General features: G+C 72.1%; 12 protein-coding genes and 1 tRNA gene. 4 read left to right on the plus strand and 9 right to left on the minus strand.

The features are described from left to right. Nucleotides 1–76: 76 nt before the first annotated feature. Entirely contained in the window at nt 77–1,681 is a 1,605-nt protein-coding gene (gene guaA, locus RM609_RS16665; RefSeq protein WP_311611665.1) for a glutamine-hydrolyzing GMP synthase, read from the minus strand. Nucleotides 1,682–2,006: 325 nt separating this feature from the next. Between guaA and RM609_RS16670 the strand changes: the two genes are divergently transcribed. Continuing rightward, nucleotides 2,007–2,375, plus strand: coding sequence for a chorismate mutase (locus RM609_RS16670; RefSeq protein WP_438828459.1), 369 nt, complete (start codon nt 2,007–2,009; stop codon nt 2,373–2,375). Nucleotides 2,376–3,045: 670 nt separating this feature from the next. On the opposite strand, the gene RM609_RS16675 is transcribed toward RM609_RS16670, so the two are convergent. Genes RM609_RS16675 through RM609_RS16685 form a run of 3 tightly spaced genes read right to left on the minus strand, consistent with a single transcriptional unit; the run spans nt 3,046 to nt 8,226 of the window. Then, nucleotides 3,046–4,890: a GMC oxidoreductase gene (locus RM609_RS16675; RefSeq protein WP_311611667.1), complete on the minus strand. Its 1,845-nt coding sequence runs from the start codon at nt 4,888–4,890 to the stop codon at nt 3,046–3,048. A gap of 13 nt (nt 4,891–4,903) precedes the next feature. Next, a complete protein-coding gene (locus RM609_RS16680) occupies nt 4,904–6,571 on the minus strand; it encodes a succinic semialdehyde dehydrogenase (protein ID WP_311611668.1) in 1,668 nt (555 codons plus the stop codon). Between the two features lie 59 nt (nt 6,572–6,630). After that, nucleotides 6,631–8,226 (minus strand): serine/threonine-protein kinase, encoded by a 1,596-nt coding sequence (locus RM609_RS16685; RefSeq protein ID WP_311611670.1) that lies wholly within the window; start codon nt 8,224–8,226, stop codon nt 6,631–6,633. Between the two features lie 260 nt (nt 8,227–8,486). Here RM609_RS16685 and RM609_RS16690 point away from each other — a divergent pair. Further along, a tRNA-Arg gene (locus tag RM609_RS16690) sits at nt 8,487–8,559 on the plus strand. Here the strand turns inward: RM609_RS16690 and RM609_RS16695 are convergent. Continuing rightward, nucleotides 8,525–9,028, minus strand: a complete 504-nt coding sequence (locus RM609_RS16695) for a GNAT family N-acetyltransferase (RefSeq protein ID WP_311611672.1) — start codon at nt 9,026–9,028, stop codon at nt 8,525–8,527. The genes RM609_RS16690 and RM609_RS16695 overlap by 35 nt on opposite strands. A gap of 95 nt (nt 9,029–9,123) precedes the next feature. Here RM609_RS16695 and RM609_RS16700 point away from each other — a divergent pair, with 95 nt between their 5' ends. Beyond that, a complete protein-coding gene (locus RM609_RS16700; RefSeq protein WP_311611674.1) occupies nt 9,124–10,290 on the plus strand; it encodes a winged helix DNA-binding domain-containing protein in 1,167 nt (388 codons plus the stop codon). Between the two features lie 13 nt (nt 10,291–10,303). On the opposite strand, the gene RM609_RS16705 is transcribed toward RM609_RS16700, so the two are convergent. Together RM609_RS16705 and RM609_RS16710 are read right to left on the minus strand one after the other, a co-directional pair. Continuing rightward, nucleotides 10,304–10,735 (minus strand): VOC family protein, encoded by a 432-nt coding sequence (locus RM609_RS16705; RefSeq protein WP_311611676.1) that lies wholly within the window; start codon nt 10,733–10,735, stop codon nt 10,304–10,306. A 65-nt stretch (nt 10,736–10,800) separates the two neighbouring features. After that, nucleotides 10,801–12,261 (minus strand): MFS transporter, encoded by a 1,461-nt coding sequence (locus RM609_RS16710; RefSeq protein ID WP_311611678.1) that lies wholly within the window; start codon nt 12,259–12,261, stop codon nt 10,801–10,803. Between the two features lie 96 nt (nt 12,262–12,357). Between RM609_RS16710 and RM609_RS16715 the strand changes: the two genes are divergently transcribed. Then, on the plus strand, nt 12,358–13,053 hold the full coding sequence (locus RM609_RS16715; RefSeq protein WP_311611681.1) for a TetR/AcrR family transcriptional regulator: 696 nt from the start codon (nt 12,358–12,360) through the stop codon (nt 13,051–13,053). Between the two features lie 20 nt (nt 13,054–13,073). Here the strand turns inward: RM609_RS16715 and RM609_RS16720 are convergent, their stop codons facing one another. Together RM609_RS16720 and RM609_RS16725 are read right to left on the minus strand one after the other, a co-directional pair. Next, a complete protein-coding gene (locus RM609_RS16720; RefSeq protein ID WP_311611683.1) occupies nt 13,074–14,387 on the minus strand; it encodes a M64 family metallopeptidase in 1,314 nt (437 codons plus the stop codon). Nucleotides 14,388–14,525: 138 nt separating this feature from the next. After that, nucleotides 14,526–15,788, minus strand: coding sequence for an alpha/beta fold hydrolase (locus RM609_RS16725; protein WP_311611819.1), 1,263 nt, complete (start codon nt 15,786–15,788; stop codon nt 14,526–14,528). Nucleotides 15,789–15,811: the final 23 nt, after the last annotated feature.

The following is a 15,811-nucleotide window of genomic DNA, read 5'->3' on the forward strand; positions in this document are numbered from 1 at the left end:
GTATAGACAGCGAAACGGCCGTGCCGCCCACTCCACATGAGGAGGGGCGGCACGGCCGTTTGTCATCGCGTGGGGATTACTCCCACTCGATCGTCCCCGGCGGCTTGCTGGTCACGTCCAGCACCACGCGGTTGACGTCGCGCACCTCGTTCGTGATGCGCGTGGAGATCCGCGCCAGCACGTCGTACGGCATGCGCGTCCAGTCCGCCGTCATGGCGTCCTCGGACGAGACCGGGCGCAGCACGATCGGGTGGCCGTATGTACGGCCGTCGCCCTGCACGCCCACACTGCGGACGTCGGCGAGCAGCACGACCGGGCACTGCCAGATCTCGGCGTCGAGGCCGGCGGCGGTGAGCTCCTCGCGGGCGATGGCGTCGGCCTCGCGCAGCAGCTCCAGGCGCTCCTGGGTGACCTCGCCGACGATGCGGATGCCGAGGCCCGGGCCCGGGAAGGGCTGGCGCTGGACGATCTCGGCGGGCAGGCCGAGCTCCTGGCCGACCATGCGGACCTCGTCCTTGAAGAGCTGGCGGAGCGGCTCGACGAGCTCGAACTCCAGGTCCTCGGGGAGGCCGCCCACGTTGTGGTGGGACTTGATGTTGGCGGTGCCGGTGCCGCCGCCGGACTCGACGATGTCCGGGTAGAGCGTGCCCTGGACGAGGAACGCGACGTCCTCGCCGTCGGCCGCGCCCTCGGCGACGATCTCGGCCTGCGCCTGCTCGAAGACGCGGATGAACTCCCGGCCGATGATCTTCCGCTTGGTCTCCGGGTCGGAGACGCCGGCGAGCGCGCTAAGGAATCGCTCCTGCGCGTCGACGACCTTCAGCTGGACGCCCGTGGCGGCCACGAAGTCCTTCTCGACCTGCTCGGTCTCGCCCTTGCGCATCAGGCCGTGGTCGACATAGACGCAGGTCAGCTGGGAGCCGATGGCCTTCTGCACCAGGGCGGCGGCCACGGCGGAGTCCACGCCGCCGGACAGGCCGCAGATCGCGCGCTTGGTACCGACCTGGGCGCGGATCGCCTCGACCTGCTCCTCGATCACGTTGCCCGTGGTCCAGGACGGCTCGATGCCCGCGCCGCGGTAGAGGAAGTGCTCCAGGACCAGCTGGCCGTGCGTGGAGTGCATCACCTCGGGGTGGTACTGCACGCCGTAGAGCTTCTTCTCGTCGTTCTCGAAGGCGGCGACCGGCACCAGGTCCGTGGAGGCGGTGACGGCGAAGCCCTCGGGCGCGGCCGAGCAGGCGTCGCCGTGCGACATCCACACGGACTGCTCGACGGGGGTGCCCTCGAAGAGCGTGGAGCCGGCCTTGCTGACGCGCATCGCGGTGCGGCCGTACTCACGGGCGCCGGTGTTGTCGACCGTGCCGCCCAGCGTCGTGGCCATCAGCTGGAAGCCGTAGCACATGCCGAAGACGGGGATGCCGGCCTCGAAAAGGGCGCGGGCATCGTCCAGGCGCGGGGCGCCTTCCTCGTACACGGAGGAGGGACCGCCGGAGAGGATGATCGCCTTGGGCTTCTTGGCGAGCATCTCCGCGACGGGCGTCGTGCTGGGGACGATCTCGCTGTAGACCCGGGCCTCACGGACGCGGCGGGCGATGAGCTGGGCGTACTGCGCGCCGAAGTCGACAACGAGCACCGGTTCCGCGGTGTTGTCGTGGGCGGCGGCGGGGGGTGCTGCTGACACGGGAGCGGCCTTCCGGCGGTCGGGAGGGGGTCTGTATTTGTCGATTCTACCGGGGAGCGGGGGGTTCCTTTTGTCTCACCATCCGAATACCGGCCCGGGGCGCGTTGGCCACAGGGCCGTTCCCGGGCCATACTGGGCGCCATGCGCAAGCACCTGACCTTCGTCTTTACCTATGGCACCCGGCCCGTCCGGCTGCCATGGTCGTGCTGCTTGAGCAACTGACAAGCGACTTCCCAGGCGCCCCGGGCCGACAAGGCCCGGGGCGCCTGTCGTTTTCCCGGACCTGTCCGCCTCCGGGGGCCCCGGCCCTTTTGGAGAATCCGACATGACCATGAACGCGCTCGGCGCCATCGCCACGACCGCCGACACCACCGTCCCGGCCGCCACCGTCCCGGTCGCCACGGCCCCGGCCGCCACCGCCCCCGCCGACACCGGCGCCCGTACCCCCGAGGCCGCCGGAGTGATCACCGGCGCCCGGGAGCGGATCGACGATCTCGACGGCCGCATCATCGGCCTCGTGCAGGAGCGGATGGCCGTCTCGGCGGTGATCCAGCGCGAGCGCATCGGCTCCGGCGGCCGGCGCGTCAATCTCTCCCGCGAGATGGAGATCCTCGGCCACTACCGCGAGCAGCTCGGCCGGCCGGGCACCGCGCTGGCCATGACCCTGCTCGAGCTGTGCCGGGGCCGCGTCTGAGGGACTCCGGGTGACTGGATCAGCGGCCCGCGCCGTCAGCCGGACGGGCGGGGGCCGTCACCCGTACGGCGCCGTGACCGGCGGCTGATCATCTTCGTTAATACCGGTGACCGCACCAGCCATGGAGCGGTCCTCTTGGAATCCACGTGTGGCTTCCGTCCCTGTTCGCCCGGGCGCCCGGCATCGACAAGGGCGGATCCACCGGAGTGGGAGACGCGCGAGCACGCGTGTCGTGGGACCCCCCTCCGGTGGCGAGGCGACCGGTCAGCAGGGGACAGCAGCCCGGCCGCCGCCCAAGGGGCGGTCGGTTCCGGGGACGCCTGGAACCGACCGTATCCGGTCGAAACGGTTGCGCCCGGGAGGCGCATCCCCCACGATGCCAAGGGGGACCGCAAGTCCGCACCAATTCGATTGCGTCCCACCGCCATTGGTTCAACCATCCGGTTCAAACCTCTGGTGCAGGACCCGGTTCGGATATCTGGTTCAGACATCCGGTTCAGTCATCCCCACAAGCCCGCGGCGCTCCCCCCGGCGCCGCTCCACGGCACCGACCCTGCCCTGACCTCGGTGCCGGCAGTCAAGGGCCCCGTGGCCGCCCGCACGCCCCCGCGATGGCGGCCCGGGGCCCTTCGCCGTGTCCCGTGCGCCCAGTGCGTCAGGAATCCCGGCGTCAGGAATCCCGCGGCACCCTCGGCACCGGCAGCAGCGGCAGGCGCAGCGCCGCGAAGGCGTCCTTGGGCACGGCCGGGTGCCAGGGCTCGACGGCGGCCGTGCGCTCGTACGCCCGCCCTTGCTCGGGTCGGGGGTCGGTCTCCCCCTTGTTCGGCCAGAAGGACATCGCGCGCTCGGCCTGCGCCGTGATCGTCAGGGAAGGGTTGACGCCGAGGTTGGCGGAGACGGCCGCGCCGTCGACGACCGAGATGCCCGGGTGGCCGTAGAGCCGGTGGTACGGGTCGATCACGCCCCCGGAGGCGTCGGCGCCGATCGGGCAGCCGCCGATGAAGTGCGCGGTGAGCGGTGTGCCGATGAGCTCGCCGACGTTGCTGCCCGGGAAGCCGTTGATCTCCTCCGCCACGAGGGACGCCGCCCGTGCCGCCTGCGGGATCTGTACGGGGTTGGGCTCGCCGTGGCCCTGCCGGGCGGTGAGCAGGCCCTTGCCCGGGCCCTTCGGCCTCCGGTACGTGGTGAGGGAGTTGTCCAGCGACTGCATCACCAGGCCGATGATCGTGCGCTCGGACCAGCGGCGGTTGGACAGCGCCCGCAGCAGCAGGACGGGGTGGCGGACGCACCGTCCCGCGAAGGCCACCGCCCGGGGCGCCCGTGTCCCGACGGGCACCTGGAGGACGGACAGGAAGCCCATCGCGTTGGAGCCCTTGCCGTAGCGGACGGGCTCGATGTGCGTATCCGCGTCCGGGTGGATCGACGACGTGATCGCGACGCCCCGGGTGAAGTCGGGCCGCTCACCGTGGCGTTCGCGGTAGCGACGGTCGGTGGTCTGGGCACCGACCAGCGCCTCGGAGTTCGTCCTGGTCAGCATGCCGAGCCGGGGGGAGATCCCGGGCAGCAGGCCCTTGTCCCGCATCGTGTGCAGCAGCGTCTGCGTGCCGTACGTACCGGCGGCGAGCACCACGTACCGGGCGCGCAGCGTCCGCGGGCGCGCCCGGTGGCGCCCGTGCCGCCGGTCCGTGGGGACGGTGACGACGCGGTATCCGCCGTCGCGGTGCTCGGTGACGGCCAGCACCGTCGTCATCGAGTGGATCACCGCTCCGGCGCGCTCGGCGAGGTGGAGGTAGTTCTCGCAGAGGGTGTTCTTCGCCCCGTGCCGGCAGCCCGTCATGCACTCGCCGCACTCGACGCAGGCCCGCCGGTCCGGCCCGGCGCCCCCGAAGTAGGGGTCGGGCACCTCCTCGCCGGGCCGGGCGCGGCGCTCGCCGTCGCCGTCCCGTCCGTCCCCGAAGAACACCCCTACCGGTGCCATGTGGAAGGTGTCCCCCACGCCCATCTTCTCGGCGGCCGCCTTGAGATGGACGTCGGAGGGGGTGGTGGTCGGGTTGATCCGCACCCCCAGCATCCGCCGCGCCTGCTCGTAGTGCGGGCGCAGTTCCCGCTCCCAGTCGGTGATCCCGGCCCACTGGGGGTCGTCGAAGAACGCCTTCGGCGGTACGTAGAGGGTGTTGGCGTAGTTGAGCGAGCCGCCGCCGACGCCGGCGCCCGCCAGCACCATGACGTTGCCGAGCAGGTGGACGCGCTGGACGCCGTAGAGGCCGAGGGCGGGGGCCCAGAGGTAGTTCCGCAGGTCCCAGGAGTTCCTGGGCAGGGTGTCGCGGGTGAAGCGGCGGCCCGCCTCCAGCACACCCACGCGGTAGCCCTTCTCCGTCAGGCGGAGGGCGGATACGGAACCGCCGAAGCCGGATCCCACGACGACGACGTCGTAGTCGTACGGGGCATCGTGCGTTTTCTCATGCGGTGCGTCGTGCGTCGCTTCATGCGACCCCTCGTGCTCTGCCGATGCCATCGCCATCGCCCCCTCAGCGCAGCCGGAGCGCCTTCAGGGCGCGCAGCCCGCCTGTCATCAGCCGTGCGTACGCCTCGTCGTCCAGGCCGAACGCGGGTCCCATCGGCACCAGCCGCTGCTGGGCTATCGTCTGCGCCTCCGTGTACTTGAGGATGCCCTCCGCGCCGTGCCGACGCCCCAGGCCGGAGTCGCTCATGCCGCCCATCGGCGCGCGGGCGCTGCCGTAGGCCGCCGCGTACGCCTCGTTGACATTGACCGTGCCGGCCCGCAGCCGCGCCGCGACCGCCCGGCCCCGGCGCCCGTCCGCCGTCCATACGCTCGCGTTGAGGCCGTACGGGGTGGCGTTGGCGAGGCGCACCGCCTCGTCCTCGTCGTCGAAGCGGAAGACGGAGACCACCGGGCCGAACGTTTCCTCATTGCAGACCGCCATGGGTGGTTCCACCCCGTCCAGGATGGTCGGCTCGTAGAACAGCGGCCCGATGTCCGGCCGGGGGCGGCCGCCCGCGAGGACCGTGGCGCCCTTGGTCACCGCCTCGTCCACGTGCCGGGTGACGTTCTCCAACTGCCGCTGCGACACCAGCGACCCCATGTCGGCGCCGTAGGCGAGGCCCGTGCCCAGGCGCAGGGCCTTCGCGCGCGCGGCGAAACGCTCCAAGAAGAGGTTTGCCACGGAGGAGTGGACATACAGCCGCTCGATGGAAACGCACAGCTGGCCGGCAGAGGAGAAGCAGCCGCGGATCGCGCCCGCCGCCGCCTTCTCGACGTCCGCGTCGCGCAGCACCAGCATGGCGTTCTTGCCGCCCAGTTCGAGCGAGCAGCCGATGAGCCGGGCCGCCGCGCTCTGGGCGACCTCGCGGCCGGTGCGGGTGGAGCCGGTGAAGGAGACGTAGTCGGCGTGGGCGACCACGGCGGGACCGACGACCGGGCCCTCGCCGAGCACCACTTGCCACACGTCTTCCGGAAGCCCGGCCTCTATCAGCAGCTCACGGGCCCACAGGGCGGTCAGCGCGGTCTGGGTGTCGGGCTTCATCACCACGGCGTTGCCCGCGGCGAAGGCGGGCAGGGCATCCCCGACGGACAGCTCGAAGGGATAGTTCCAGGGCGCGATCTGGCCCACCACGCCGCGCGGCACGCGCAGTTCGGTGACGCGGGTGAGGGTGGGAAGGACGCCCAGGTGCGCCTTGGGCCGCAGATAGACGGGGGCCCACCGGCCGTAGTGCCGGGCGGCGACGGCGACGGCCTGCACCTCCTCATGGGCGTGCAGCCGTGCCTTGCCCGTCTCCAGCTGAATGAGGTCCAGGATCTCGGACTGGCGGGCGAGCACAAGGTCGTGGAAGCGCAGCAGTACGGCCGCCCGGCGCCGTGCGGGCTTCTCCGCCCAGGCGCGGCGCGCCTCGCGGGCCCGGGCGAAGGCCTCCGTCACGTCCTCGGGCGAGGACTCCGGCAGGTCGGCCAGCTTCCGCCCGGTGAAGGGGGCGTGGCTCGCCGTGCGGCCGCCGGAGCTCACCACCGCGCGCGTGAGCCGGGCGACGAGCTCCGGGGTGACGACGTCGGCCGCGACGCGGGCGCCCGCCGGGGCGACGGGATTGCCGTCGGGGACGGCGCCGCCATGAAGGAGCGGCTTGCCATCGGCGACAGGCTTGCCATCGGCGACTGTTCCAGTGTCCTGCGTGTCCGTCATGCGGGTGAGCGTATGCCGGGCGGGTCGCTTTGAATACCCGGCGGTAATCAACTCTCTTGTCAGGGAGAGGAGACGGGCCTCGTCCGTACGAAAGTGGCCAGCGCCGTATCGAAGTACCGTTTGCCCTCGTCCGCCTTTCCCACCGGGGCGGACACCCATACGTCGTACATCTTCTCCCCCTCCTCCCAGGCGAGGTCGTAGGTGTGCCGGGAGCCGGCCGGGGCCTTGTTCTCCTTCTCCTCGAAGCCGTCCCAGGTGAACTCCCAGGACGCCGCCCGGTGGCCGCGCAGTTCGGTCCGTTCGACCTTGCCGTCCCGGTAGCCGGGGTAGCGGTCGGGGGCGAGGGCGGCGGAGGCGCGCATGGCCGTGATCGGGCCGCCCTCCTGGACGTCCTGGATGAGGAAGCCGATACGGAAGTCCTTGCCGGGCGAGTAGTAGAAGACGCGCGGGGGCTCCAGGGAACGGGTGAATCCGTCGGGCACGGCGAAAGCGAAACCCGCCGGGTCCTGGACGGAGCGATAGCCAGCGGGCGCGGTGACGGAGGCACTGGCGGGTGGCGGCGGTGGCGTGGACGGCGACACGGACACCGCCGCCGAGGCGCCGGGCGTCAAGGGCGCGGAGAAGGGCGGCTTCCCGTCGGCGAGCCCCCTCTTCGCGCCGTCCTCCTTCATCAGCAGCGCCGCCGCCCCGGCGCCCATGCCGGCCAGCGCGACCACGGTGAGCGCCACCATCAGGGCCGTACGGGGGTGGTTTCCGGACAGCGCCGGGGTGCGGGGCACGAGCGGGAGGGCGGGTCGCGTGGGCAGCCGGTCCGGGGGCAGCCGTCCGGCCTCCAGGAACGCCCTGAGCAGCGCCTCCGCCTCGTCCGCGGCCATCCGGCGCGCCGGGTCCCGCTCCAGCAGGCCGCGGACGACCGGGAGCAGCGGGCCGGCAGCGGCGGGCGGCCGGATCTCGTCGTAGACGACGGCGTGCAGGATGCCGCCCAGCGAGTCACGGTGGAAGGGCGACTCACCGCTGAGAACGGTGCACAACAGGACGCCCAGCGACCACAGATCGGACTCCGGGCCCGCGCGCCCGCCCGACATCCGCTCCGGCGCGGTGTACTCGGGCGAGCCGACGAACGCGCCCGTCTCCGTGATCGTCGTGACACCCGAGACCTGGGCGATGCCGAAGTCGGTGAGCACGACGCGGCCGGTGGTCTCCTCCAGCAGGACGTTGGGCGGCTTGATGTCCCGGTGCAGCACGCCCCGCGCGTGCGCCGCGCGCAACGCGCCCAGCAGCGCGATCCCGATCCGCGCCGCCTCCTGGACGCCGACCGGCCCCTCCGCCGACATCAGGCCGGACAGGGAACGGCCGTCGATCAGCTCCATGACGATCCAGGGCCGGCCGTCCTGCTCGACGATGTCGTGCATCACGATCACATTCGGATGCCTGATCAACGCGACGGCGCGCGCCTCGCGCAGCATCCGTCCGTACTGCGCCCGGGTCTCCCGCTCGGACGGCTGCTCGTCCACGTGCAGCTCTTTGACCGCGACCTCGCGCGCCAACAACTCGTCCATGGCACGCCATACAGTGCCCATACCGCCGCGCCCGATCTTCCGGCCCAGCCGGTACCGCCCGGCGATGAGACCGCCGTGTGCAGCGAAGGTGCCCATGAGCCCATATTGCCCCACACCCACCCGACCGACCGGGCCCGTGCCGGACGCTTCACTCCCTGGCACGCCCTGGGTATCGCTCCGGCGTTTCCCGGCGCGCGACGGCGCCAGGGGGTGGGGACTTCCACTTTCACGACATTTGCCCGATTTGCGAACTTCGCCCGTCCGCCCCGCGCCCGCCGGAAAAACCACCCTCGACATTCATGTACAGTTGTTCCCGCAACGCCGACCGGCCGGCGGAAACGCCACCGGGACGCCGAGCGCTCGTAGCTTAACGGATAGAGCACTTGACTACGGATCAAGAGGTTGCAGGTTCGAATCCTGCCGAGCGCACTCTCTTCGACGGGAGCCAGACATAACGAATGTCTGGCTCCCGTTCTTCGTTTCCGGAGCCGTCCGTGCGCTCCGCCACCGTGAAGCCGTGGCGCTCGTAGAAGCGGTGGGCCGGGGTGTTGATCTGGAAGGTCCATAGCTCCAGGCCCTCGGGACGGCGTTCCTTGGCCAGCCCGACGAAGCGGTCGCCCAGGCCCTCGCCCCGGTGTTCCGGGGCCAGGTAGAGCTGGTCGAGGTGGCCGTCCTGGAGGACCATCACACCCACGATCGCCCCGGCCTCCCCCTCCGCCACCCATGTCTCGCGCTCGGGCACGACCACATAGCGGAACCACGCCCGTACCTCGTCGTCCGTGTGGGCGCGGCGGACGGTCGGGAGGGTGGCGTCGTACGAGCGCAGCCACACCTCGGCGGCTCCGGCCGCGTCGGCCGGCTCGGCGCGGCGGATGATCACGGTTTTCGCGTCGGTCATACGGCGCACCGTCTCAGCCCCATGGGCGTTTGCGCACCCCTATTTCCCGCGCCCTAGGACGGGATCTGTCCTATTTCCCGTCTACCGTCGCCCCCATGAGCAGCAGCACCCTCCCCCGCATCAGTGACGACGCGCGTCGTGCCCGGCTCGGCAGCCGGCATCTTCTCGCGCCCGCGCATCGGGCCGCCACCGTCGAGGAGGTGGCGGACGCGGTCGTCGGGCTGCACGCCACCGACGCGGCGACCGTCTATCTGTCCGCCTGCGCGCGGCTCGTCGAGCCGGATCCGGCCGAGGTGGAGCGGGGGCTGTACGACGATGTGACGCTGATCAAACTGTGGTCGATGCGGAGCACGATCTTCGCCGTGAGCATCGACGCCGCCCCCTGCGTGGAGTACTCCACCGCCCGCCCCGTAGCGCTGCGCGCACGGGCCGGACTGCTGAAGGCCCTCGGGGAGACGTGGGACGAGCACCGGCTCGCGGCGACCGAGCAGGCGGTGCTGGAGGCGCTCGCCGCGCGCGGGGAGGCGACGACGGCAGAACTGGCCAAGGACGTGCCCGCGCTCCAGGAGAAGATCACGATGTCGCCGGGCAAGCCGTACGAGGCGCGGCAGAGCGTGGGCAGCCGGGTGCTGCGGCTGCTGGCGTCGGACGGGCATGTGCGGCGGTCCAGGCCGCGTGGGTCCTGGACGAGCAGCCTCTACGCGTGGGCGCCCGCGCCCCGCGTTCCCGAAATGCCCGAGCGTGAGGCCCGGGCGGAGCTGGTGCGGCGGTGGCTCACGTCGTACGGTCCGTCGACCGAGGCGGATCTGAAGTGGTGGACGGGCTGGTCGTTGCGCGATACGCGGGCGGCGCTGGCGGACGTGGGGGCCGTGGGCGTGCGGCTCGACCGGGGGCCGGGGCTCGCGCTGCCGGACGATCTCGAGCACGCCGAACCCACCGGTGACTGGGCGGCGCTGCTGCCCGGGCTCGACCCGACGGCCATGGGCTGGCGGGAGCGCGACTGGTATCTGGACCCTGAGCACGTCCCCTTCCTCTTCGACCGCGCGGGGAACATCGGGCCCACGGTGTGGTGGAACGGCCGGATCGTCGGCGGCTGGGCCCAGCGGGCGAACGGCGAGATCGTCTGGCGGGCGCTGGCGGACACGGGACGTGACGCGGCCGCCGCCGTCGAGGCCGAGGCCGGGCGGCTGGCCGCGTGGCTGGGAGGCGTACGCGTCACGCCCCGGTTCCGTACGCCGCTGGAGCGGGAGCTGGTGCGGTGAACCCGCCGGGCCCTCAGACCTCCGACCGGCGCGTCGGGCGCTCGGTCCACTCCTCCCCGTACGGCGTGGTCATGAACTCCAGCGCGACCGTGCCGCCCGGGTCGCGGAGGTAGAGGCCCCGGCCGCCGTACTCGTGGTTGATCGTGCCTTCGACCTCGGCCCTCATCAGCGGGTCGGGGAAGTAGGGCAGCCCGCGCTCGGTGATCCGGGCGAGGATCGCGTCGAACTCCCCGTCGGTGACGAGGAAGGCGAGGTGACTGGGGTTGAGGTCGTCCGGTGCCACCAGGTCGTCGCAGAAGTCGATGCCGACGCCGTTGGAGCTGGTGATCTGGGTGAAGTGGCCCCAGTCGCGGGGGGCCTCGGCGGCCATGAGCCCCGCGACGAAGGCCGCGGTCTCCCGGCGGTCCTTGACGTGGACGATGATGTGGTTCAACTCGTTTGCCATGACTGCTCCTTCGGCTGAGGATCGGTGAAACCGGTGAAACCAGTGGAACCGGTGGAACGAGGTGGTCAGGAAGTCCGGCGTGCCGGCCGCCCCGGCAGGGCGAGGCCGCCGAGCGCCGCGCACGCGGTGAACGCGGCGGCGACCAGCAGTCCCCTGCCGTAGCCCGCGGCCAGCGCGGAGGCGGCGTCGTGCGCGCCGGAGGCGAGGCGGTCCGCTGTGACGTGCGCGGCGACGGTGCCGACGACGGCGAGGCCGACGGCTCCGCCGACCTGCCGGGAGGTGTTGACGAGGCCCGAGGCGAGCCCGGCCTCGGCGCGGTCGGCGCCGGCGGTCGCGGCCACCGTGGCGGGCATGGTGGCCAGGCCCGTACCGAGGGTGGCCAGTACGAACGGCACCAGGACGTCGGTGGTGTAGCCACCGCTCGCGTCGACACGCGAGAGCCAGAGGAAGCCGATCGTGCTGAGGGCCATGCCGCCGACGAGCAGCGGGCGCGGCCCGGTGCGGCCGATGAAGCGGGTGGCTATCCGGGCGCCCAGGATGATCGCGAGGGAGCCGGGCACGAAGGACATGCCGGCGCGGATCGGGCTGTAGTGGAGGCCGCGCTGGAAGTAGAGGGAAAGCACGAACCACATCGAGAACATGGCCGCGCCGATGACGACGACCACCGGGTTCGCCGTCGCGACGGCCCGGCGGCGCAGCACGCGCAGCGGTACGAGCGGATGGGCGACGCGGGCCTCGACGGCGACGAAGGCGCCCAGCAGGGCGGCAGCGGCCACGAGCGGCCCCCACACCTGCGGCGAGCCCCAGGCGTGGGTCTCGCTGGCGACGATGCCGTAGACGAGGGCGGTGAGCCCGGCGGTCACGGTCACCGCGCCGGGCAGGTCGAGGCGGCGGAGCCCGCCCTGGCCGGAGGTGGAGGCCGGGACGTATGCGAGCGCGGCGGCGAGCAGGGCGACGCCTATGGGGACGTTGACGAACAGCACCCAGCGCCAGCCCGCGTACTCGGTGAGGATGCCGCCGATCACGGCGCCGACGGCGCCACCGGCGGCCATGACGGCGCTCCAGGCGCCCATGGCCCGGGTGCGGGCGGCGGGCTCGGTGAAGGTCGTCATGATCAGGGTGAGGGTGGCGGGCGCGAGGACGGCGCCGCCGACGCCCTGTACCGCGCGGGCGGCGATCAGCAGGCCACCGTCGGTGGCGAAACCTCCGGCGAGGGAGGCGGCGGTGAAGGCGGCCACGCCGGTCAGGAAGGCCTTCTTGGTGCCGACGAGGTCGGCCAGCCGGCCGCCGAGCAGCAGCAGCCCGGCGAAGCCGAGGGTGTAGGCGTTGACGATCCACTGCTGGCCCGCGCCGTCGAGGTGGAGCTCGGCCCCCATGGACGGCAGCGCCACGTTAACGATCGACACATCGAGGATGACCATGAACTGGGCCACGCAGGCGATGGCCAGGATCGCGGCGGTGGAGCGCGGGCCGGCGGCGGCCGGCAGGCCGTCCTCCGTCCGCTGGGGGGTGGTGGCGGTGTGCATGCGGGCGATCTCACCCCATCGGGAGCATCGAAACTAGAGCGACTACAAAAATATAGCACCTCTACTTCTGCTTGTCCGGTGGTTATTCTTGGCGTCATGACAAAGGCCACGACCAGCGCCGGCAGCCCCTCCCCCGGCGCATCGCCCGCCACGGGGATGCGCGGCCGCAAGCGGGAGCGGACCCGTCGCGCCATCTCCGACGCGGCCTTCCGGCTCTTCGCCGAGCAGGGCTTCGAGGCGGCGACGCTCACGCGAATCGCGGCGGAGGCGGACGTGGCGCCGGCGACGGTCTTCACGCACTTCGCGTCGAAGGAGGACATCTTCTTCAGCCGCCGCGAGGAGTTCCGGGAGGGCCTGCCGGACTCGGTGGCCCCGACCCGGACGGGCGCCGAGCTCATGGCGGGCCTGCGGGAGTTCTACGCCCACGGCATCGAGCTGGTCCTCGCCCCGGACCGGCTGGAGACCGGGCGGATCTTCGCCCGGGTGCTGCGCGGCAGCCCCGCGCTGATGAGCGGCTATCTGCCGATGGGCCGGGAGCGGCAGCGGCTGCTCACCGAGGCGCTGACGGCACGGGCCCCGCGGGCCAGCCGGGCCGAGCTGGAGCTCTTCGCCGCGCTGGCCGTCGCCGCCGGGGAACGGGCCTACGACGTCCTGCACACCGCCCTCGTGGCGGACGAGCCCGTCGAGCGGGTGCGCGCCGCCGCCACCGAAGCCCTCGACCTGGGCTTCTCCCGGCTCGCCCACGCCTATGAGGGCTCGCACGTCCTCGACGCGGACGCGCGGCCCTCATAGGACCACGTCAGCACTTCGCCTCAGCCGACGACCTTCCACGACAGCTCGCCGCGCAGCCGCTTGGCCAGCTCCGGGTCGCGTACCGCGTCCGTACGGTCGACCGCCCGGGCCGTCAGCGTGTGCGCACGGCCGTCGCGAGGGACGCCCAGTGCGGCCGGCACGACCGCGGTCTTCCCCCGGAACCAGACGGCCTCGCGGCCGTCGAGGTACCAGTGCACGGTGCTCGTCGCGGCGGGCAGCCGGACGCCCACGCGCGTGCCGCGCCCGACCGTCGAACCGGCGGCCGCCATTCCGTCGCCGGCGGTCAGCACGCTCGCGTGCCGGTAGAAGCCCGCGATCATGGCCTCACGGCCGGGGAGGTTGAACTCCCGCCCCAGCGACCGCATGATCGAGTTCTCCGTGGGACGGAAGAGGCCCTTGGGGTAGTACCCGCCGCCCTCGAAGGACCCGACCGTGCCGCCGTCCGGCGACGACTGACCCAGCCAGCGGTACCACTTGGTTCGCTGCGCGGCCATCCTGCCCGCGTCGAGCGTGCTGATGTTGGCGTCGCGGGGCTCGGCGCCGGTGTAGGTGCCGTACTCGTCGTACTGGTACTCGTCGGCGAGCTTGCCCAGCGAGTGACCGGTCTCGTGGACGGCGATCTGGTCGGATCGATCGTTGTCGGAGGAGGCGGTGGCGATGCCGTCGTAGCCGACGTGGGAGACGACGTCGTTGTAGCCCGCCCCGCCGTACTTGGTGGAGTTGGCGAGCACCACCACGAGATCGGCGGCGGGCGCCTTGGCGGCGTACGACTCGACCTTGCCGGTGTCGACGCACAGCAGCCGCTCGACTCCGTCGCAGAAGAAGCCCGAGGCGAGGGCGGTGTCCCGCTTCACGTCCTTCCCCGGGTCGCCGGAGACACCGGAGTCGCGTGAAACGGCGTCCACGGCCCAGACGTTGAAGAGGTTCCGGTACGAGGCGTAGGGCTCGACCGCCGTCATCTTCGTCCACTTGGCGCGTACGGCCGCGTGGAAGGCGTCCTGCTGGGAGGCGGTGTAGCCGTCGCCGATGAAGACGACGTCGAGCTTGCTGCCGACGGGACCGTTGTTGACGACGGAGGTCACGGCGCCGTCGCCCTTGACGGCCGGGGCCGGGGCGAGCGAACGGCCCGGGGCGGGGGACGCCGGGACGGTCCTGTGGTGGGGGTGACCGCCGGGCTCGGTGAAGTACTCCACCCGCTGGGTGGGTTTGGGTGCCGGCGTGGCGCCAACGGCGGAAGCGTGGGGGGCCGTGGCGGCGAGCGCGGCCGTTAAGGCAGCGCCCGCCACCAGGGATATTCGTCTGTACGTGCGCATGGGGGGTTCCTCCCGAACTGAAACCCGCCGATTAAGTGGCGAGTTAAGTCGCGTTAAGGCGCCGCTCAACGTAGAGGCTCGGGAGGTTCATGACAATGGATGTGACGGGAAACGAAGGGGACCGCTACCGAGGGGTGATCACGCCTCGTCCCGGACGAGCCTCAGCAGCCGGTCCAGCACCACGCGGCCGCTCGCGCGCACGCCGTCGTGCTCGTACTCGTCCGTGACCCACGTCCGCAGGCCCGCGATCGAACGGGCCGTGCGCAGGGAGTGCTCGGTGTCCACGTAGAGGTCGTCGTGGTAGACGGCCGCCGCCACCGGCACCGTGTTGCGGGCGAGCCTGTCGGCGTCGTAGAGCGGGGTCCAGCCCTCGCGCTCCGCGAGGAGTTCGGCAGTGCGCCGCAGGGGGCGGAGGGCGGGCTGGGTCTCCAGCATCCAGGGGTGGACGCTCTCGCCGGTGAAGAGGAAACGCCCCTCCGGCTCGAAGTGACGTTCGAACTGCGGGAATTCCGCGCGGACGCGCTCGGCCGACCAGTGCGTCGCGCGCCCGTCCTGGGCATAAATGACCTCATGGAGGAGGGTGTAGAGCGGGCTGGCGGTGCGCGAGAGCACCGCCGCGACCTGCTCGCCGAAGACGTCCGACAGCCGCGGCCCGGCGGCTGTCGGCACGAAGGCGTCCTCCAGGAGGTAGTGCAGCCGGTGGGAGCCGTCGCCGGTGCCCAGCAGGATGCCGAGCTGCTGGAACGCCGCCACGGTCAGCACGGAGCCGTCCGGGAGGGTCTCCTCCGTCTCCGCCAGGTGCTCGGCTATGCGCCGGGCCACCGCCTCGTCGCCCGGGTAACGGGCGTAGTGGTCCAGAGATTTGCGCTCCATGCGCGGGTAGGCGGCGCGGTAGACGGCGTCCGCGTCGGCGTCCAGCGAGGGCAGTCCGCCGGTGATCATCACCTCGGCGAGGCCCTCCGGCGCGTACGACAGGTAGGTGACCGCGCAGAAACCGCCGAAGCTCTGCCCGAGGACGCTCCAGGGCCGGCCGCCGGTCAGCAGCGGCCGGATGTACTCGCAGTCGCGGACGATGGAGTCGGCCCGGAAGTGGGCGAGGTACGCGGCCTGCTGCTCGGGGGTGCCACGCAGGGGCAGCGTCTGCCGGTTGGCGGGGGTGGAGCGGCCGGTGCCCCGCTGGTCGAGCAGGAGGACGCGGTACTCCTCCAGCGCGCGGCCCAGCCAGTTCTCCCGGCCCACGGGACGGCCGGCGGGGAAGCCCGGCCCGCCCTGGAGGAAGACCAGCCAGGGCAGGCCCTCCCGGACCCGGCCCGCGGCGACGACCTCACGAGCGTAGAGGCGGATCCGCTCGCCGCCCGGACGGGCGTGGTCGAGCGGCACGTCGAAGAAGTGGTCGGTCATGACGAGGCCGGGCTGGCGGGCCG

Source organism: Streptomyces hesseae (genome assembly GCF_031845785.1).
GTDB lineage: Bacteria > Actinomycetota > Actinomycetes > Streptomycetales > Streptomycetaceae > Streptomyces > Streptomyces hesseae.